The sequence below is a fragment of the Pseudomonas sp. GL_117 genome, from assembly GCF_057835125.1.
In genome coordinates this window covers 628,437-647,395 of the sequence record NZ_CM174418.1, presented here as the reverse complement: position 1 = coordinate 647,395, position 18,959 = coordinate 628,437, and the positions used below count along the sequence as shown (strand labels likewise).

Genomic DNA, 18,959 nt, shown 5'->3' with positions numbered 1-18,959 from the left:
TTGAGCGCTCCCACCTTGTGGTGAGCAGGCCCTGGGTATCTACACATCTTCTGAATCCCTAGGCGAATCCTGTAGTGAGCGGGCTTGCCCGCGCTGGGTGGCGCAGCCACCCTAAATCCAGGCGCCTCGGTCTTTCTGAAACAGCGCGGCGGCCCTATCGGGGCGGCTGCGCCGTCCAGCGCGGGGCAAGCCCGCTCACGCCGCCAATCATTCCAGCGGCATCACCGTCACCCGCACCTCCGGGTCATGGCTACCGCCCCCCAGAATCACTCCCCGCAACGGCGACACATCGGAGAAATCCCGGCCCCAGGCCAGGGTGATGTGCTCCAGGGCCGGCTGCACATTGTTGGTCGGATCAAAATCCACCCAGCCCGATATCGGGCAATACACCGAAACCCATGCGTGGGACGCATCGGCGCCGATCAGCCGTGGCTGGCCGGGCGGAGGCTGGGTGAGCAGGTAGCCGCTGATATAACGCGCCGCCAGGCCACGCGAACGCAGGCAAGCGAGCATCAGGTGCGCAAAGTCCTGGCACACGCCACGGCGGCGCTCCAGCACTTCCACCAGCGGCGTGGCGACTTGGGTGGCTTCGGCATCGAAGGTGAATTCGCTGAAGATTTTTTCCATCAGCGCCTGCACACCGAGCAACAGCGGACGCCCCGGTGGGAAACAGCTGGCGGAGAACTCGACGAAGTTTTTCTTCAGGTGCACGTAGGGCGATTCGAAGCGGTAACGGATGGCTTCGATCAACTCATCGGACAGCGGCTGGCTGCTGTAGGTCAGGCTGTCGCGGGCCTGGTCCCAGGCGGGCGATTGCTGGAAGTCCAGCATCGGACGCGCCAGCACCTCCACGGTCAGCCCGGCGTTCACCAGCAGTTCGTCGTGGGGGCGCTCGAAGGCCAGGCGGGTGATCGGGTTGCCGAACACGTCTAGCTCATCGCGCCGCGACGAGGGCTGCGGGCTGATTTCCAGTTGCTGCTGGGTGCAGCGCTGCCACGCACACGGCCGGGGCCACAGGTGCGCCAACTGCTGGGCCAGGGACACCGGGCTGTCGTAGTGGTAATGGGTATCGTGGAAAATCTGGTAGTGCGCACTCATCACACCGACACCGTTTGCTGGCTGACATCATCCACGTGGGCAAAATGGCGCAGCGCGAGGCGATCCGACACTTGCCCACTCTCATCGGCGACCGCTTGCAGCAGGTCGGCCAGGCCGTCCAGCGCGGCACGTACGCTGGTTTCGCCGAACAGCGGGTTCTCCAGGCAACCCAGGTCGAAATGCGCAAGGCGCTCGACCAGCGGGCCAAGCCCGGTTTCCCGGGGCACGCCAAAATCATCGTTCAAGCGCCGCAGGGTGCGGCTCACCAGTTTCAATTGGAACAGCACTGCATGGGGGTTCTGCTCGTCCAACAGCAACAAGTCGAGCACCGGGATCAACTGCGGCACCGCCAGGTAGCGTGAGCGGTAGGTGATGCTGCTGTTGCCCAGTTCGAGCAACCACTCCAGCCCCGCCTGATCAAACACCGCCACACCCCGCAGAAACGCCGCCAGGCTGCTGCTCAGAAATTGCAGGCGCTCGATGCGTCGGCCCATCATCAAAAAGCGCCAACCTTCGTCACGGGTCATGTCGTCCAGGGCAAATCCGGACAGCGCCGCCAGGGACATCACCAGGCGGTTGAGGAAATCCAGCAATTCGCCGAAATCCGGCGCTTGGCTTTCCAACTCCAGGGCTTCGCGCTGCAACTCCACCAGCGCCTGCCAGTTCTCCCGGGACAACTTGCCCCGCACCTGGGACGCGGCCCACTGCAAGCGCTGCAGATTGGCGCGCAGGCTCGACGGCCAGTCGTCACCGAGCATGGCACCCAGCAGGCGTTCGGGTAGCTCGCCCTCCTCCGGCAGCAACCGCAGGTTCTCGCCCAACTCCACCGCCGCTTGCAAGGCCAGCGGATCGTCGCCATCGACATAACGCGCCAGCACGATGCGCAGCCAGCGCGCACTGTCATCGCAGCGCTCGCAATAACGACCGAACCAGAACAGGTTTTCCACCACGCGGGACGGCAGGTAAGGATCGCGGCGCACCAGGTCATGGGCGCCGATGGTGCGCTGCGCACGCCATTGCTCGCCACCCGGCGCGCGTTCGCCGAGCACCCAGGTGTCCTTGCTCGCGCCGCCTCGTTGCATCGACACCACTTCGGCATCGGCTTGCGCCGCTACACGCGTCAGGCCGCCGGGCAACACGCGATAACCGTCATCGCTGGCCACGGCGTACACTCGCATGCCGATGGCGCGGTGTTGCAGATGGTCCTCCACGGTGTGCCACACCGGCGCCTGGGACAGCTGCGCCAGCTCTTGGGCGACGTAGGCGTAAGGGCGCGCGCGCATGCGTTCGGCCAGGGCCTGGCGTTGTTTGTCGTCCAGATCGCGCCCGAACACCGGAGCAAAACTTTGCGACGCAAACGCCGGCTTGATCAGCAGCTCGGGCAGTTTCTCAAGCGCTTCGGCCAGTACCGGCGCTTCACCGCACCACCAGGTGGCGATGGAGGGCAGGATCAACGCCTCGCCGAACAGGAACTCATTGATCTTCGGCAGGAAACCAAGCAACCCCGGCGACTCCAGCACGCCGCTGCCCAAGGCATTGGCCACCAGCACATTGCCTTGGCGCACGGCATCGAGCAGGCCGGGCACGCCCAACGCCGAGTCGGTGCGCAGTTCCAGCGGGTCGCAGAAATCGTCGTCGAGACGGCGCATGATCGCGTGCACCCGGCGCAGGCCGCTGAGGGTCTTGAGGAACACACTGCTGTCGCGCACGGTGAGGTCGCCGCCCTCCACTAGCGGGTAGCCGAGCTGGCGCGCGAGGTATAGGTGTTCGAAGTAGCTTTCGTTGAAGCGCCCCGGCGTGAGCAGCACGATCAGCGGCGGCTGGTCATCGCCGGGTGCCTGGCGGGCCAGGGTTTCCTGCAGGGTGCGGAAGAAACCGGTGAGGTGCTGCACCTGCAAGTCGCGGTACAGGTCCGGAAAGGCGCGGGACACGATGGTGCGGTTTTCCAGTGCATAACCGGCGCCCGACGGCGCCTGGGTACGGTCGGCAGTGACCCACCAGCGGCCGTCGGGTGTGCGCGCCAGGTCCACGGCGTAGAGATGTAGAAACGCGCCGTCCGGCGGTTGGATGCCCTGGCACGGCCACAGGAAGTTGTTGTGTCCAAATACCAGCTCGGCCGGCAGCAGGCCTTCCTTGATCAGGCGCTGCGGGCCGTATAGGTCGGCGAGCACAGCATTGAGCAGGCGCGCGCGCTGGGCGATCCCCGCTGCCAGGTGCTGCCACTCTTCGGCGGCGAGCACATGGGGCAGCAGGTCCAGTTCCCAGGGACGGTCGGCGCCCTTGGGGTCGGCGTAGACGTTGTAGGTCACGCCGTTTTCCTGGATCTGCCGGGTCAGCAGCGCCTGGCGCTGGGCCAGTTGCGCGGGGGTGCTGCGTTGCAGGTGGTCGAGCAGGCGCTGCCAATGGGCACGCACCGCACCGCTGTCGTCCAGCAGTTCGTGATAAGTGCCCGCGGTCAGCGGGTAACGGTCGAGCAAGTCGGACATGGAACGCTCGGCAGAGGCAAAGAAGGTCGGATTCACCACAGTCTAATGTGGGAGCTGGCTTGCCTGCGATAGCAGTGGGTCAGTCACCAGAAGTATCGACTGGTACACCGCTATCGCAGGCAAGCCAGCTCCCACATTTTGAACTGCGTTCAGTCATTTTTATTGGGGAAGCGTCGTAGATCCAGGGTCATTGGCAATTCATCATTGATCACCAGGGACGGCACCGGAAGCTTCCCTGGGCTATGCCCAAGGCGGAAAAACCGCGCCATCCGCCGACTCTCCGCCTCGTTGGCATTCACCGGCAAACTGTCGTAATTGCGCCCGCCCGGATGGGCGACGTGGTACTGGCAGCCGCCCAGTGAACGTTGCATCCAGGTATCCAGCAAATCAAACACCAGCGGCGCATGCACCGGGATGGTCGGTTGCAGGCAGTTGGGCGGTTGCCAGGCGCGGTAACGCACGCCGGCGACAAACTCGCCCACGCGGCCGGTGGCCTGCAATGGCACGGGGATGCCGTTGCAGGTCAGCAGGTAGCGTTGCGGCGCCAGGCCGGTCAACTTGACTTGCAGGCGCTCCAGGGACGAATCCACATAGCGCACCGTGCCGCCCACCGCGCCCTCCTCGCCCAGTACGTGCCAAGGTTCGAGGGCCTGGCGCAGTTCCAGTTCGATACCGCTGACGGCGTAGTCGCCGACCTTGGGGAAGCGGAACTCCAGGTGCGCGGCAAACCATTCGGCGCGCAGCGGGTAGCCGGCGGCGTTGAGTTCGACGATCACGTCGGCGAAGTCCTGCTCGATAAAGTGCGGCAGCAGGAAGCGGTCATGCAACTCGGTGCCCCAGCGCGCCAGCTTTGGCGGCGCGTAGGGTTCGCGCCAGAACCGTGCGACCAGGGCACGCAACAGCAATTGTTGGGTCAGGCTCATGCGCGCATGGGGCGGCATTTCAAACGCGCGTAGTTCCAGCAAGCCCAGGCGGCCGGTGGCGCCGTCTGGCGAATAGAGTTTGTCGATGCAGAATTCGGCGCGATGGGTGTTGCCGGTCACGTCGATCAACAGGTTGCGCAGCAGGCGATCGACCAACCACGGCGGACATTCTTCACCCGGTTCAGGCATTTGCGCGAAGGCGATTTCCAGTTCATACAACGCGTCGTTACGTGCTTCATCCACCCGTGGTGCCTGGGACGTCGGGCCGATAAACAGCCCGGAAAACAGGTAGGACAACGAAGGATGGTTATGCCAGTAGCTGATCAGGCTGCGCAGCAGATCAGGTCGGCGCAGGAACGGTGAGTCCTTGGGCGTCGCGCCGCCGAGTACAAAATGGTTACCGCCGCCGGTGCCGGTGTGGCGCCCGTCGATCATGAATTTTTCCGTGGTCAGGCGGGCTTGCCGCGCCTCTTCGTAGAGGAATTCGGTGCGCTCGACCAGCTCGTCCCAACTGGCGGACGGCTGCACGTTGACCTCGATCACACCCGGGTCCGGCGTCACGCGCAAGTTGCTCAGGCGTGCATCGGCAGGCGGTTCGTACCCCTCCAGCAGCACCGGGCAATGCAACTCTTCGGCGGTGGCCTCGATGGCGGCGACCAGTTCCAGATAATCCTCGACACGCTCCAGCGGCGGCATGAACAGGTAGAGGCGCCCTTCCCGCGCTTCGGCGCACAACGCGGTGCGGGTCAGCCAGTCGGCGGATTCGTCCACGCTGGGCGTACGCTCATCGCTCGGCGCAGGTTCGCCGTGGCTGTTCAACTGGGCGGTCGTGGGCAGCTCCGGCTGATCCTGGTTCGGGTCCGTCGGGTGCACAAACGGATACTCCGCCGCCGTCACCCAGGGCTGCGACGCCAATGGCAGGCGATAGCCCAAGGGCGAATCCCCCGGCACCAGGCGGCAGTGGTTATCGCGCAAGTACCAGCGCCCGCTCTGCCAGCGGTCGTTGGCAGCCGTACGCGCCAGCGGCAGGACCTGGCCGATGACTTTGTCCAAGCCCTGGCTGAACACTTTGCGCAGGCGTTCGCGTTCCAGGTCGTCGCTTAGACGCGGGTCCTGGGCGGTGACGTTTTGCGGCAACGCGCCTTCGCGCCACAGGTAGTAGAAGTTGTCTTCAAACGCCGGGAATACAAAACGCGCCGGCAGTTTGAGGCGCTCGGCGACGCTGGCGAGGAAACGCCCGGCCATGGCGCCGTCCGCGCCGTAGTCTTGTTGTTCATCGGCGATCAGCGCGCTGTTGTGCCAGATCGGTACGCCGTCGCGACGCCAGTAGCAATTGAGCGACCAGCGCGGCAATTGCTCGCCGGGGTACCACTTGCCCTGGCCGAAGTGCACCAGGCCCTTGGGCGCGTAGTGCTTGCGCAGGCGCTGGAACAACTCGGCAGACAGCCGGCGCTTGTCCGGGCCGAGGGCCGCGGTGTTCCATTCGGCGCCGTCGGGGTCGTCGATGGAAACGAAGGTCGGCTCGCCGCCCATGGTCAGGCGCACATCGCCCTTGAGCAGGTCGCCATCGATCTGCCGGCCGAGGGCCTGGATCGCCAGCCATTGTTCTTCGGTGTAGGGCTTGGTGACGCGCGGCGCCTCCCAAATCCGCTCAACCGACATTTCGTGGGTGAATTCGCACTCGCACGGTTCCACCAAACCACTGATCGGGGCGGCAGACGATGGATCGGGACTACAGGCCAACGGGATATGGCCTTCACCAGCAAACAGACCGGAGGTGGCATCCAGGCCGATCCAGCCCGCGCCGGGCAAATACACTTCGCACCAGGCGTGCAAGTCGGTGAAGTCCACCTCGGTGCCGGACGGCCCGTCGAGGGCTTTGACGTCGGCGGTGAGCTGGATCAGGTAGCCAGACACAAACCGCGCCGCCAACCCCAGGTTGCGCAGCAATTGCACCAGCAGCCACGCCGAGTCACGGCAGGAGCCGGAGGCGTTTTCCAGGGTGAACTCCGGCGTCTGCACGCCCGGCTCCATGCGGATCAGGTAGCCGATATCGGCAGCCAGGCGTTGGTTGAGGCCCACCAGGAAATCCACCGCCGGCAATGGCGTGCGGTCGATACCGGCCAAGTAGGCGGCGAACTTCGGCGTCAACGGCAAGGTTTCCAGGTACGGCGCCAGCTCGCGCTGCTCATCGGCGGCATAGCTGAAAGGGATTCTTTCGGCGTAGGGCTCGAGGAAAAAGTCGAACGGATTAAACACCGCCATCTCGGCGACCAGATCGACTTCGATACGCAGCTCGGCAGTCTTTTCCGGGAACACCAGACGCGCCAGGTAATTGCCCTGGGGATCTTGCTGCCAATTGATGAAATGCTGCTCGGGCAGCACTTTCAGCGCGTAGGACAAAATCCGCGTGCGGCTGTGGGCCGCCGGGCGCAAACGCACGATCTGCGGGCCGAGTTCGACAGCGCGGTCGTAGCGGTAATGCGTAACGTGGTGCAACGCGACATGAATCGACACGGCGGCCTCCTGCGAGCCAGGGCATGGGGTTTGACGCGCGCAAGACTTATGCCAGCGCGGCAGTCATTGCACTTTGTCGTACGGCCCGGTGCAGTACAGCACCAAAACGGCGCCAACGTAGGTGCCCTGGTGCAACAGTTGCACATATTTGTGGCGGGTGTGGGGGATTACCTCGGTTTCTTTATTCTTATGATTGCGCGCTCGTGTTTGCGTCGTTTCTCGATGGCGTCCATTACCTTGCTGCGCAGGCGGCGAAGTTCTACGCAGTTGGCACGCATTTCCCCGTGGCGTTTACTGCTAAGCAGTACTAAACCGAGCAGCGGCCAAACGACGCTTTCTACGTAAATAAATGGATGCGGTGAAAACCGAAAAGCCGGTAAAGCGAACAATAGGCAGGCGATGAAAAGACCGTACATGCCCCAGACCCATTTTGGTCGCCCGTAAGCGATCATGAAATTGCAGAGGGTGATAAAGAGGGCCAACACGACACAGGCTTTCTCAGCAGCAGACGCCGATAAAGCCCACGGAGCTGTGCGCGGGTAGTAGTGTTCCAACAGCGCCACGACAGCGGTCCCGCCTAAAATACCCATGAAGATGGCACCCATAAAGACGGGAAAAAACCGCAAAAGAAAGGGGCGCACCGGTATAAGAAATCTCACTCTGAAAAATCTCATTCCGAGATTTCCTCATGCAGCCCAACCGCGATAATCCGGATGTTCCCAGACCTCACACTGCCAGCAATACTCGATACGGCGCCAAGGGCATCAAGCATCTGAATCATGGTCCCACGCCTTACTTCAGACGAAGTGAAACGCTTGGGCATCTCACCAGTCATCTGCTTTAGCTTGAGCATTTTTCGGGATATTTCCGGATGGTTGATACTTATCAGCTCCTTGGTGAGCTTCACCCGCTCCTGCCGATTCAACCCTTTGAGCACTTGGTGTGTACTTCTCCCCGTTGCCTTTTTGAGTGAATTAACCATTCGAATCGTAGACCTTGCTGTGTTGCCAGCACCTAGTAATGAGGCGGCGTCTAGCCCAAGCGTTACGGCTTGATACCATTCGTTGCGGTCGAGTTCATCATTAAGTGCTGGGTCTACAAATTCATTTCGCGTTCGTCGCATACCAATCGCGCATTGGAGAGTGCTTGCCGAAGCGCCTACGACGCTAATCGCGGCAACTACACCTGTGGCTCCAAAAGTAAACGGGGTCAGCGCTGCGCCCCCCAGTATCACCAACCAACTAATCACCGCCGAACCACACGCAAAGCCCGCATTCACCGCCTCAAACATCACATCCGATTCACGCGGCTCGTTCGCCAACCGCCGTGCAAACTCCACCCGCCCGACATAACTGGGCGCCTCCCGCAAAATCACCTTCTTGGGCACAACGCTGCAAATCGGCTGGAACTCGCGCAACACGATCACCCGCAACTGCGCATCGAGGTACACCACGCCAGCACCGACAATCGCCGGATCAGCATCAATGGCGGCAAACAACTTACGCAGATCAATCGTGCTTTCCACCCACTGCCGCGTCGTCAAGTGCGCACTGGGGAATCCGTCTTTCAACACACTGGAAGTCATCCCTTTACTCCGGTTTTTCACAAGAGCGCAGAGGGTAAAGACTGGGCATCGCGTAAAAATGTCAGAAGCTTCGCTTTATCCAGACAGGCACTTCCTGATCACGGTGTAGCGTCTTGTAGGCCATGTCCCGAATAAGAAAAAGTACGCCCCGCGCCACTACCGGCGCACATCAGTACAGGGAACGACAATAGGGGAGTCACCTCGATTTCTTTATTCGGATTATTGCGCGCTCGTGTTTGCGTCGTTTCTCGATGGCCGCCGTGACTTTGCGGCGCATATGGCGAAGTTCTACGTATTTGGCACGCATTTCATGGTGGCGTTTGCTGCTTAGTAGCAGTAGGCCAAGTACCGAGGAAAAAATGCAATCCACATAAAAGACGGGGATCGGCAAAAAAATAAAACCTGGCACAGCAACCAATAGGCAAGTGATGAAAAGGCTATACATGCCCCAGGCGCCCCTTGGAAATCCATAGGCAATCATGACATTGCAGAGTGTGATAAAGAGGGCTAGCACCACGCCGGCTTGTTCAGCAGCAGCGTTCGATAGCGACGGCAAATAATAGTTCTCCACCATCACCACGACGACAGCACTGCTGTAGATGCCCGAAAAAATCACGCCAACGAATACGGGGAAATACTGAATTAGAAAAGGGCCTCGCGGTATGAGTGATTTCCTTTCGATAAGTCTCATTCTGAGGTTTCCTCATGCAGCCCAACCGCAATGATCCCAGAACGTACGCTGCCGGCAACACTCGATGCACCGCCAAGGGCATCAAGCATCTGCATGAGGGTCCCTCGCTTGACCTGTGCCGAGGTGTAGCGCTTTGGCATCTCGCCTGCCATTTGCTTCAACTTGATCATTCTCCGGCTCATTTGCGGATGGTTGATGCTCAGTAGCTCCCTGGTGAGCTTTACCCGCTCCTGACGATTCAGCCCTTTGAGTACCTGCTGCGTGTTTTTCCCCGTTGCCTTTTTAAGCATGCTGACGAATCGAATCGTCGACATCGCCGCATTACCAGCCCCCAATAACGAAGCCGCATCCAAGCCGGCCGTTACGGCCTGATACCACGGATCGCTATCCAAAGCGTCGTTGAGTGCTGGGTCATCCCTTTCATTTGCAGTCCGGCGAATGCCCATCCAACATTGAATACTGCTGGCCGACGCTCCCACAACGCTGATCGCCGCCGCTACGCCAGTAGCCCCAAAAGTAAATGGGCTCAGCGCAGAACCACCCGCGATCAATAACCAACTAATCAGCGCCGACGTACACGCAAACCCCGCATTCACCGCCTCAAACGTCACATCCGCCTCTCGCGGCTCGTTCGCCAACCGCCGTGCAAACTCCACCCGCCCGACATAACTGGGCGCCTCCCGCAAAATCACCTTCTTGGGCACAACGCTGCAAATCGGCTGGAACTCGCGCAACACGATCACCCGCAACTGCGCATCGAGGTACACCACGCCAGCACCGACAATCGCCGGATCAGCATCAATGGCGGCAAACAACTTACGCAGATCAATCGTGCTTTCCACCCACTGCCGCGTCGTCAAGTGCGCACTGGGGAATCCGTCTTTCAACACACTGGAAGTCATCCCTTTACTCCGGTTTTTCACAAGAGCGCAGAGGGTAAAGACTGGGCATCGCGTAAAAATGTCAGAAGCTTCGCTTTATCCAGACAGGCACTTCCTGATCACGGTGTAGCGTCTTGTAGGCCATGTCCCGAATAAGAAAAAGTACGCCCCGCGCCACTACCGGCGCACACCAGTACAGGGAACGACAATGGCAACTGATATGTTTTTGAAGTTGGGCGACATCAAGGGCGAATCCAGGGATCAGGCCCATCGCGATGAAATCGAGATCAGCCGCTGGGGCTGGGGCATGTCGCAGACGGGCTCGATGCATAGCGGCAGCGGCGGTGGTGCGGGCAAGGTCAATATCGAGAACCTGTCCATCTCGAAAGTGATGGATAAGTCCTCACCCAACCTGATGATGGCCTGCTCCACCGGCAAGCATTACCCGCAAGCGCGGCTGGTGGTGCGCAAGGCCGGTGGCAGCAGTGCGGTGGAGTATCTGGTGATCACCTTGAAGGAGGTGATGGTGACGTCCTACCAAACCGACGCGGTGAAAAACAGCGACGAACTGACAGAGGTCATCGGCTTGAATTTCGCCAGCGTCGAAGTCAGCTACCAACCGCAGAAAGCCGACGGCGGCAAGGACGGCGGTGCGGTGAAATACGGTTGGAACATTCGTCAGAACGTGAAAATCTGACCACGCGAGCCAAGGCTACAGGCCCGCCTTGGCCGCCTCACGCAAGCGGCGCACATCCACCAGCTTGCCCACCATCGCCCGATAGCCCTTGCCGTTGATCAGCAACAACCCCAACAGTGGCCAGAACAGACATTCGCTGTAGATAAACCAGTGGGGGCCATAGGCCAGTGTCGGCAGGGTCACCAGCAGACACACCACGAAAAACCCGACCATACCCCACACCGCCCAGGCGTGCCCGCGCACGACCAGGATGTTGCTGAGGGTCACGAACAGCGCGGCAAACAGCACCACGAACCACGACACCGTCGCGTTGGTAGCCATCGGCACGTCGGCGAAGTAGGTGCTGGCAGCCAGGGAAATAGCGCCAGAGCCGCCCAGGCAGCCTGCGAGAATCACACCGATGAACGATGGGAAATGTTCCAGCAGGAATGGTTTCAACGACGGCACGCCACGCATTATTCGGACTCCTCGTACAAGCCAATCGCCAGGGTTTTCTTGACGTTATCCGAACGAGCCAGCCCCCAGCTGCCGAGCCCGGCGCCGAAGGCGTCGCCGATCTGCACGATGGTGGCGTGCTTGAGCTGGGTCGGGGTGAACCGCTTGGTCAACTCGCCACGCAGTTGCAGGAGCTTGCGCATCTTGGTCGACATCTGCGGGTCGGCGAGTTTCAGCAGTTCCTTGGTCAGCTTCTCCCGCTCCTGGCCGTTGAGGCCCTTGAGTACCTGGCGCAAGGTTTTGCCGGTGGAGGCGCGGGTGACGTTGATCAGTTTGACCGTGGTCAGCGTCGACGCGCCCACGCCGACCAAGGCCGCGCCGTCCATGATTTTTGTCGCGGTCTGATACCACTCTTCGTTATCCAGGTAGTCGTTCATGCCTGGGTTGACGATTTCATTGCGCGTGCGATACGCGCCGAAGAAGCACGAAGCGGTACTGGCCGTGGCGCTGGCATAGCCGATCACGGTCATCACCGAACTGGCGCCGGCGGTGAACGGCACGGCGATAGTACCGCTCAGGACAACGAGCCAACCGATGATCGCCCCGCCACAGGACAATGTGGTGTTGATGGCTTCGCCGATCAGCCGTCCTTCGCGCGGGTTGTTGACGACCTGGTCGGCGAACTGTGCCGGCGCGATGTATTTCTGTGCCTCGCGCACAATGATGCGCTTGGGCAGGATGCTGCAGATCGGCTTGAATTCGCGCAGGGTGACAACGTTGAAGTCGGCGTCGATATACACCACGCCGGCGCCGACGATAGCGGGGTCGGCGTCGATGGCGGCGAATAGCCGGGGTACGTTGATCTCACTTTCGATGCGCTGGCGCGCCATGAACTGGGAGCGGTTGGAGTCCATGCCGATGCCGGCCAGGGGGTTGCCCATGGGGGTGTTCTTCCTTGAATGGGGTGGTGACTGAGCTGACGCTTTCGCGAGCAAGCCCGCTCCCACACTTGACCGAGTTCCCACATGAGAATGCGGTCGAATGTGGGAGCGGGCTTGCTCGCGAAGGCGGCCTGATGGGCGCCACCTTAACAAACCGGCGCGCCACCGAATAGAAAGCAAAACGCCAGCACTCGGCTGGCGTTTTGCATATTCACGCGTCGATCAACGCGGCACCACTGGCTTGCGCGCAGGCTTGCCGCCCTTGCCCTTCGCCGCATCGCTACGTTCCTTGGCGGCCTGCTTGTTGCGGGCCTGGGCCGCGGCCTTGGCTTGCTCACGCTTGTCCCACGGGTTGCTGCCGTCACTGCCGCGTGGTGGCAGGCCGGTGTGCTGCGTGAGGATCCTGGTGGTGGTTTCCTTGGCGACCTTATGGCTGCCGGCCGGCGTCGAGTTCTTGCGACGGGCGCTCTGGTAGCTGTCAGTGCTCGGCTGGTGCAGCGGGATCAACTGCTCCTTGCCCGGGCCGATCAGGTCGGCGCGGCCCATGCGGGTCAGTGCCTCACGCAGCATCGGCCAGCCTTTGGGGTCGTGATAACGCAGGAACGCCTTGTGCAGACGGCGCTGCTCTTCGCTCTTGACGATGGTCACCGCGTCGCTCTTGTAGGTGACCTTGCGCAGCGGGTTCTTGCCCGAGTGGTACATGGCCGTGGCGGTAGCCATTGGCGACGGGTAGAACGCCTGCACCTGGTCGGCACGGAAGCCGTTGCCCTTGAGCCACAGGGCCAGGTTCATCATGTCTTCATCGGTGGTGCCCGGGTGGGCGGCGATGAAGTACGGGATCAGGTACTGCTCCTTGCCCGCTTCCTTGGTGTACTTCTCGAACATGCGCTTGAACTTGTCATAGCTGCCAATGCCCGGCTTCATCATCTGGTTGAGCGGACCTTCCTCGGTGTGTTCCGGGGCGATCTTGAGGTAACCACCCACGTGGTGGGTTACCAGTTCCTTGACGTATTCCGGCGACTCGACCGCAAGGTCGTAGCGCAGGCCGGACGCGATCAGGATCTTCTTCACCCCCGGCAACGCACGGGCGCTGCGGTACAGCTGGATCAGGGAAGAGTGGTCGGTGTTCAGGTTCGGGCAGATGCCGGGGAACACGCACGACGGCTTGCGGCACGCGGATTCGATTTCCGGGCTCTTGCAGGCGATGCGGTACATGTTCGCGGTCGGACCGCCTAGGTCGGAGATCACCCCGGTAAAACCCGGGACCTTGTCGCGGATCTCTTCGATCTCGCGAATGATCGACTCTTCGGAACGGTTCTGGATGATGCGGCCTTCGTGCTCGGTGATCGAGCAGAAGGTGCAGCCGCCGAAGCAGCCACGCATGATGTTCACCGAGAAGCGGATCATGTCGTAGGCCGGGATCTTCTCCTTGCCATACGCCGGGTGCGGGACGCGGGCGTAAGGCATGCCGAACACGTAGTCCATTTCTTCGGTGGTCATCGGGATGGGCGGCGGGTTGAACCACACATCCACTTCACCATGCTTCTGCACCAGGGCGCGGGCGTTGCCTGGGTTGGTCTCCAGGTGCAACACGCGGTTGGCGTGGGCGTAGAGCACCGCATCGCCGCGGACTTTTTCCACGGAAGGCAGGCGGATCACCGTTTTGTCGCGGGTCATGCGCGGGCTGGCCAGGATCTGTACGACCTTGGCTTCTTCCGGGTCATCCACCGGCCCCTTTTCCTGCTCGATGGCGCAGGCCTGGGTGTCCTGGGTGTTGACGTACGGGTTGATGATCTTGTCGATCTTGCCCGGGCGGTCGATACGCGTGGAGTCCACTTCGTACCAGCCTGCCGGCGTGTCACGACGAATGAACGCGGTGCCGCGCACGTCGGTGATGTCTTCGATCTTGTGGCCCCACGACAGGCGCTGGGCGACTTCGACAATCGCCCGCTCGGCGTTGCCGTACAGCAGGATGTCGGCGCAGGCGTCGATCAGGATCGAGTTGCGCACGCGGTCCTGCCAGTAGTCGTAGTGGGCGATGCGGCGCAGGGAGGCTTCGATGCCACCGAGCACGATCGGCACATGCTTGTAGGCTTCCTTGCAGCGCTGGCTGTACACCAGGCTGGCGCGGTCCGGGCGTTTGCCGGCCATGCCGCCGGGGGTGTAGGCGTCGTCGGAGCGGATTTTCTTGTCGGCGGTGTAGCGGTTGATCATGGAGTCCATGTTGCCGGCCGCGACGCCGAAGAACAGGTTCGGCTCGCCGAGCTTCATGAAGTCGTCTTTGGACTGCCAGTTCGGTTGGGCAATGATCCCGACGCGGAAGCCCTGGGACTCCAGCAGCCGGCCGATGATCGCCATGCCGAACGACGGATGGTCAACGTAGGCATCACCAGTGACGATGATGATGTCGCAGGAATCCCAGCCAAGCTGATCCATCTCCTCCCTGCTCATCGGCAGGAATGGCGCTGGACCGAAGCATTCGGCCCAATACTTGGGATAGTCAAATAACGGCTTGGCTGTTTGCATGACGGTGACCGGTGTTGAGATGAAAAATCGCGGGCGCGGAATATAGCACAAATTTTGACCAATTCCGACGGCAATGGTCGGCTTTTACCCAGGTATCACTTTTGCGCGCACACATAGCCGGATTTGCAGGGGGCGAGGGCCTAATCCGCTAGCCCCGCCCCCGGAAACACCCTGGATAGGCTGTCGGGATCCGACTCGCTTTTTCATGGAAACCCACATGAGCAGTAATCCTGCGACCCCACCGGCAATACCCGACGCCCACGCCGCCTTCATTCAGACCCAACTCCCCACCTGGCTCACCGACTCCCCCGCAGACACCCGCGCCGCCCTGCGCGCCAACCTGCTCAAGAGCAATCAATCCAGGCACAAGATCCAGGAACTGCTCAAGCAACTGCAAAGTCCCGAGGCGTTCGCTCTTGCGCTACTCGAGCAGGCGCTGCGCCGTGAATACCTGACGCTGCTGAATGCGAAGACTTCGGTCCTGGTGCGCGAATGGAGAAATCATCACCTGTTCGGGCTGCTAAGCACCCATGCACGCACCACCGAACAATCCCTTTTGGAGGCGGCCCTGCAGAACTTCGAGGCTTCGGAAGCAGAGGACGGCGGCATGGAGACCGGGACCGAGCTTTTCAACATCACCCAGGGTTCACGATTTCCTTCGTTGATCTCCGCAACGCAGTTCGCCGGTTTTTGCCGCGAACTGGACCTGGGCGGGCAGTACCTCAAGCACATTCGCGCAGTCATCAGCAACAATCTGTCGGTGCGCCCGCTCTTTCGCGAGCACGAACAGCAGCGGTTCAACGTTGCCTTGCACCTGGCCTACCTCAAGAACGAGATAGCGCAAACCCTGTACGAAGAATTGCTCGAGCTCTCCGAGCGCGGACACCACGTGTCCTTCGACTGCTTTCACCTGACGCTTGATGGGGTGGTGCTGCCTGACGTCCTGGTCATCACTGACACCCGGGCAGAAACCGGACCGCTCCTCTACACCCCCGAAGACCCGATCGCCGCTCTTCGCCAGCACCCCTCGATGGTGGACCTGGAAACTCAACTGGTCGAACGCCTGATGCAACCGGACTACCTGGCCTTCTTCAAGCGGCTGGCCCCAGTGCATCAGCGAGAATCGCTGCTGCTGGTAAAGCCCATGTGGATTGATTGGCTGCCCATCGGCTCCCCCGGGAAAATCAAGCCAGCGCACCTGGACAAACCGCTGAGCCTGACCAGAATCACCGGCCACCTGTTCCAAGCCATCACCCTGCGACGGTTTTCCCAGATAGAAAGCGACGCTTGCGAAGTCGCGGTCCCGACGGCACAGGTCGATGCCATCAGCCGACAAAAACGCCTGCAGTTCTATGCCGACCTGGGTAAAACCCTGCTGTTCTTTGCCGCATCCTTCGTGCCAATCGTCGGCGAAGTGCTGCTGGTCGTTACCGGCGCTCAATTGATCGGCACGGTCTATAACGGCTTTGCCGCCTGGAGCCGGGGCGATAGCCAACAGGCGCTCGATGACCTGCTGGACGTAGTGGATAACATTGCCATGGCCGTAGCGACCGCCGGCGTGATCAAGGCCGGACGTTTTACGGCGGGCCTCGTGAAAGTTCAGGTACGCAATCAGGGCTGGCGCCTCTGGCACTCTGACCTGGAACCCTACAAACACCCCGCGACATTGCCTGAACACGTGGTTGCCGATAAACAAGGTATCTATCAATACCAACAGCAGCCGTATCTGAAGCTGGATGATCACCCCCATGCCATTCAGCGCTCACCCGATGGCACACAATGGGAGTTGTCACACCCCAGCGATGCGCACGCGTATTCACCTCCCTTGCTGAACAACGAAACCGGCGGCTGGCGCCATGTACACGAAACGCCAGATGAGTGGGACACACTCAAACTGATCAAGCGCCTGGGTCCCGATGCGGCCAACATAACCCAGCCGTGCGTGGAGCCCATCCTGCTGATCAGCGGACTGGACAGCGCCACATTGCGCCAGGCCCATCAAGAGATGGTGCGCCCTGCGCCCTTGCTGTGCGATACGGTTACACACTTCAACCTGGACCAGGAAATCAGTGATTTCAACCTGAGCCGCGCCGAGGGCAGCTCCGTGACGGCTCACTCGCCGCTGATTCAAGCCCACCTGCTCACCTCGCTGCCCGAATGGCCCGCCACTTACGGGCTGAAGGTGGTCGACCAGCAGCAACAGACCGTGATGCAGTTCGGCCAGGGCAGCGGCGAAATCAAGGTCAGCGAAGCCCGTTTCAGAAAGGGCGAGTTGTTGCATGCCGTAGAGGCGCAAATGCCTCAGACCGCGTTCAACAATCTGCTGCCCTCCCCGCCTATCGACTACTTCAGTAAAACCGAAAACCTGGCCATCCGATTGAGAGAGCAGGCCGCACAGAAAAAACAATGGCTGTTTTCCCAACTCAACGCGGCCAATGAAGCAGCGGTCACCCCCACCGAAAAAAGTCTGCGCACACTGATGCCGCAACTGTCCAAACGACATCTTGAAGAGATAGAGCGCACACTCCCGGCAAGCAAACGCCAACGCTTGCAAGCGGGAGGCGGCCTGGACCCCGTATCGCTCGAAGAAGCAGGCCACTACACCAAGATGGCAAAGGTCGCCCAGCTGCAAGCGAGTATTTTCCTGGATGCCTTGCGCAGCCGGGAAAGCGTGCAATTGATGCTCTACACACTGGAGCAGATACCCGGTTGGCCTGGGTCGCGCCGCATTGATGTGTATGACGACAGTACCGATGGGCCGCTTCTGGGGAGTATCGGTAACGCGGATGCCCCTTCGAGCCATACGCTGATCCGCAAGGGCGAGCTATACGCGCTTCACGCCTCACCAGGCACGCTCACGCCCCCGCTGACCGATCTGCCCGACGCCATCGCGCAAACACTTTCCCCCCTGGAGCAGCGTGCACTGCTGCGCCAATCGGGTGCGGATTCGTTTGAGCAGGCGCTGCACAAGTCCGGCGAGTCACTGATGGCCAGCAGCCTTGCACGTCTGCGCGGCAAGCCCCTTCCCCTCGAAACCCGGCCCCCGGCAGGGTTGCCACTCGACCCCTTGTTCGCCGAACCAACCCCGCCGGCCGGGCTGACAAGGCTGGCTGACCACAGCTTTCAAGCGCCGCCACTGCCTGACGGAAGTTTTCGCTATTACGTACAGGACAAGCAGAACTACTACCAGATCAAAAAAGACCCGCAGGGATGGCGACTGATCGATGCGCGCAGCCGTTTCCGGGCCTACTCGCCCTACCTGCGCAAAAACGCCGACGGGGGCTGGGAAATCGACCCCGCCAAGGGTGGATTACCGGGCGGAGGGGGCTCGCCTGCGCCATCACTCGAAAGCGTCGACTCCATTGACGGGTTTGAGTCGGCACACTCGTCCAGCCCTTACGGATCAGCCGAGGAAGGTCCTGTAAACGCGCTCTACACCCCGCAGGAATTGGCCCACATGCGCACCGAGCGCAGCTACCAGTACAGCCAGAACTATCGGCGTATTTATGACCGCGCCAACTGTGGCCGCTACCCCCTGCGCGATGAAAATGGCCAGCCCATGCGGATCCGGCTCATGCAAGCCCAAGGGAAGTCGTTAACGTCCGGCACGGTATTCAGCAAAGACCAACTGCTGCCGTACATTCGCTGGGAAGGTTATGAAAACGTCGCGCGCCTGTATGAAGACAAGCTTGAGGTTTTACCCTTCACCGCCGCTCATCAAAAATTCCCCCAGGAGGCCGCAATGATCGGCGAAGCCACGGTCATCACGCGGCGCCCGCTGAGAAAGGGCGAAGCGCTGGGCGTGTATGGAGGGGACATCCTGCCGTTTTTCGTGGCGAACGCGCGCCGAGATCCTTATCTGATGGCCGTCAAGGATGTGAGGCCTGTGTCGCCCCACGCGCTCAACACGCAGCCGGTACTGTCCGGCGACAACGCGTTGTCGAGGATCAATACCATTTTTGAATATGAGGCCGATGTTCCGGTGCGACAGGCCGCCTCGGGCTACAACGTTGAGGCGGCACAATTCAGGGTCCAGACCCAGGTCGGCAACCGACAGGATCAAATGATACTCACCGGATTATTTGCCAGCGAATCCATTCCCGCCGGCACTGAGTTGCGCTGGAACTACCAATACGACGAAGCCACCATCCGTGCGCTGTTTGCCCGGCCGTAAGGCGC

12 protein-coding genes are annotated in these 18,959 nt (G+C 61.1%); 2 read left to right on the top strand and 10 right to left on the bottom strand.

Annotated elements, in window-relative coordinates:
• Nucleotides 1–207: 207 nt before the first annotated feature.
• The 7 genes from AC3ISR_RS02740 to ssp4 (AC3ISR_RS02710) form a co-directional block, all read right to left on the bottom strand.
• Nucleotides 208–1,098 (bottom strand): transglutaminase family protein, encoded by an 891-nt coding sequence (locus tag AC3ISR_RS02740; RefSeq protein ID WP_192300256.1) that lies wholly within the window; start codon nt 1,096–1,098, stop codon nt 208–210.
• Complete coding sequence (locus AC3ISR_RS02735) at nt 1,098–3,584, bottom strand: circularly permuted type 2 ATP-grasp protein (RefSeq protein WP_192300257.1); 2,487 nt, start codon at nt 3,582–3,584, stop codon at nt 1,098–1,100. Before AC3ISR_RS02735 ends, AC3ISR_RS02740 begins: the two co-directional genes overlap by 1 nt.
• Nucleotides 3,585–3,733: 149 nt before the next feature.
• Nucleotides 3,734–7,024: a transglutaminase family protein gene (locus AC3ISR_RS02730; RefSeq protein ID WP_489324571.1), complete on the bottom strand. Its 3,291-nt coding sequence runs from the start codon at nt 7,022–7,024 to the stop codon at nt 3,734–3,736.
• Nucleotides 7,025–7,191: 167 nt separating this feature from the next.
• Complete coding sequence (locus tag AC3ISR_RS02725; RefSeq protein WP_489324570.1) at nt 7,192–7,698, bottom strand: hypothetical protein; 507 nt, start codon at nt 7,696–7,698, stop codon at nt 7,192–7,194.
• Nucleotides 7,695–8,609, bottom strand: a complete 915-nt coding sequence (gene ssp4 / locus AC3ISR_RS02720; protein ID WP_489324569.1) for an Ssp4 family T6SS effector — start codon at nt 8,607–8,609, stop codon at nt 7,695–7,697. The genes AC3ISR_RS02725 and ssp4 (AC3ISR_RS02720) overlap by 4 nt, the downstream gene beginning before the upstream one ends.
• A 196-nt stretch (nt 8,610–8,805) precedes the next feature.
• Nucleotides 8,806–9,300 carry a hypothetical protein gene (locus AC3ISR_RS02715; RefSeq protein ID WP_489324568.1) on the bottom strand — a complete coding sequence of 165 codons (495 nt, stop codon included), beginning with the start codon at nt 9,298–9,300 and terminating at the stop codon, nt 8,806–8,808.
• Nucleotides 9,297–10,202, bottom strand: coding sequence for an Ssp4 family T6SS effector (gene ssp4, locus AC3ISR_RS02710; RefSeq protein ID WP_489324567.1), 906 nt, complete (start codon nt 10,200–10,202; stop codon nt 9,297–9,299). The genes AC3ISR_RS02715 and ssp4 (AC3ISR_RS02710) overlap by 4 nt, the downstream gene beginning before the upstream one ends.
• 187 nt (nt 10,203–10,389) lie before the next feature.
• Between ssp4 (AC3ISR_RS02710) and AC3ISR_RS02705 the strand changes: the two genes are divergently transcribed.
• Nucleotides 10,390–10,878, top strand: a complete 489-nt coding sequence (locus AC3ISR_RS02705; RefSeq protein ID WP_192300261.1) for an Hcp family type VI secretion system effector — start codon at nt 10,390–10,392, stop codon at nt 10,876–10,878.
• Between the two features lie 15 nt (nt 10,879–10,893).
• On the opposite strand, the gene AC3ISR_RS02700 is transcribed toward AC3ISR_RS02705, so the two are convergent.
• From AC3ISR_RS02700 to AC3ISR_RS02690, 3 genes are all read right to left on the bottom strand, one after another.
• Nucleotides 10,894–11,334, bottom strand: coding sequence for a hypothetical protein (locus AC3ISR_RS02700; protein WP_192300262.1), 441 nt, complete (start codon nt 11,332–11,334; stop codon nt 10,894–10,896).
• Nucleotides 11,334–12,254 (bottom strand): Ssp4 family T6SS effector, encoded by a 921-nt coding sequence (ssp4, locus tag AC3ISR_RS02695; protein WP_192300263.1) that lies wholly within the window; start codon nt 12,252–12,254, stop codon nt 11,334–11,336. Before ssp4 (AC3ISR_RS02695) ends, AC3ISR_RS02700 begins: the two co-directional genes overlap by 1 nt.
• 222 nt (nt 12,255–12,476) lie before the next feature.
• Nucleotides 12,477–14,780 carry a YgiQ family radical SAM protein gene (locus AC3ISR_RS02690; protein WP_192300264.1) on the bottom strand — a complete coding sequence of 768 codons (2,304 nt, stop codon included), beginning with the start codon at nt 14,778–14,780 and terminating at the stop codon, nt 12,477–12,479.
• A 217-nt stretch (nt 14,781–14,997) separates the two neighbouring features.
• Here AC3ISR_RS02690 and AC3ISR_RS02685 point away from each other — a divergent pair, with 217 nt between their 5' ends.
• Nucleotides 14,998–18,954 (top strand): dermonecrotic toxin domain-containing protein, encoded by a 3,957-nt coding sequence (locus tag AC3ISR_RS02685; protein ID WP_489324566.1) that lies wholly within the window; start codon nt 14,998–15,000, stop codon nt 18,952–18,954.
• Nucleotides 18,955–18,959: the final 5 nt, after the last annotated feature.

What these genes read in the sequence shown, in the direction of transcription:
- AC3ISR_RS02705 (WP_192300261.1), top strand. Translation starts at nt 10,390, where the DNA reads ATGGCAACTGATATGTTTTTGAAGTTGGGCGACATCAAGGGCGAATCC.
- AC3ISR_RS02725 (WP_489324570.1), bottom strand. Translation starts at nt 7,698, where the DNA reads ATGAGATTTTTCAGAGTGAGATTTCTTATACCGGTGCGCCCCTTTCTT.
- AC3ISR_RS02690 (WP_192300264.1), bottom strand. Translation starts at nt 14,780, where the DNA reads ATGCAAACAGCCAAGCCGTTATTTGACTATCCCAAGTATTGGGCCGAA.
- AC3ISR_RS02685 (WP_489324566.1), top strand. Translation starts at nt 14,998, where the DNA reads ATGAGCAGTAATCCTGCGACCCCACCGGCAATACCCGACGCCCACGCC.
- ssp4 (WP_192300263.1), bottom strand. Translation starts at nt 12,254, where the DNA reads ATGGGCAACCCCCTGGCCGGCATCGGCATGGACTCCAACCGCTCCCAG.
- AC3ISR_RS02740 (WP_192300256.1), bottom strand. Translation starts at nt 1,098, where the DNA reads ATGAGTGCGCACTACCAGATTTTCCACGATACCCATTACCACTACGAC.
- AC3ISR_RS02715 (WP_489324568.1), bottom strand. Translation starts at nt 9,300, where the DNA reads ATGAGACTTATCGAAAGGAAATCACTCATACCGCGAGGCCCTTTTCTA.
- ssp4 (WP_489324567.1), bottom strand. Translation starts at nt 10,202, where the DNA reads ATGACTTCCAGTGTGTTGAAAGACGGATTCCCCAGTGCGCACTTGACG.
- ssp4 (WP_489324569.1), bottom strand. Translation starts at nt 8,609, where the DNA reads ATGACTTCCAGTGTGTTGAAAGACGGATTCCCCAGTGCGCACTTGACG.
- AC3ISR_RS02700 (WP_192300262.1), bottom strand. Translation starts at nt 11,334, where the DNA reads ATGCGTGGCGTGCCGTCGTTGAAACCATTCCTGCTGGAACATTTCCCA.
- AC3ISR_RS02735 (WP_192300257.1), bottom strand. Translation starts at nt 3,584, where the DNA reads ATGTCCGACTTGCTCGACCGTTACCCGCTGACCGCGGGCACTTATCAC.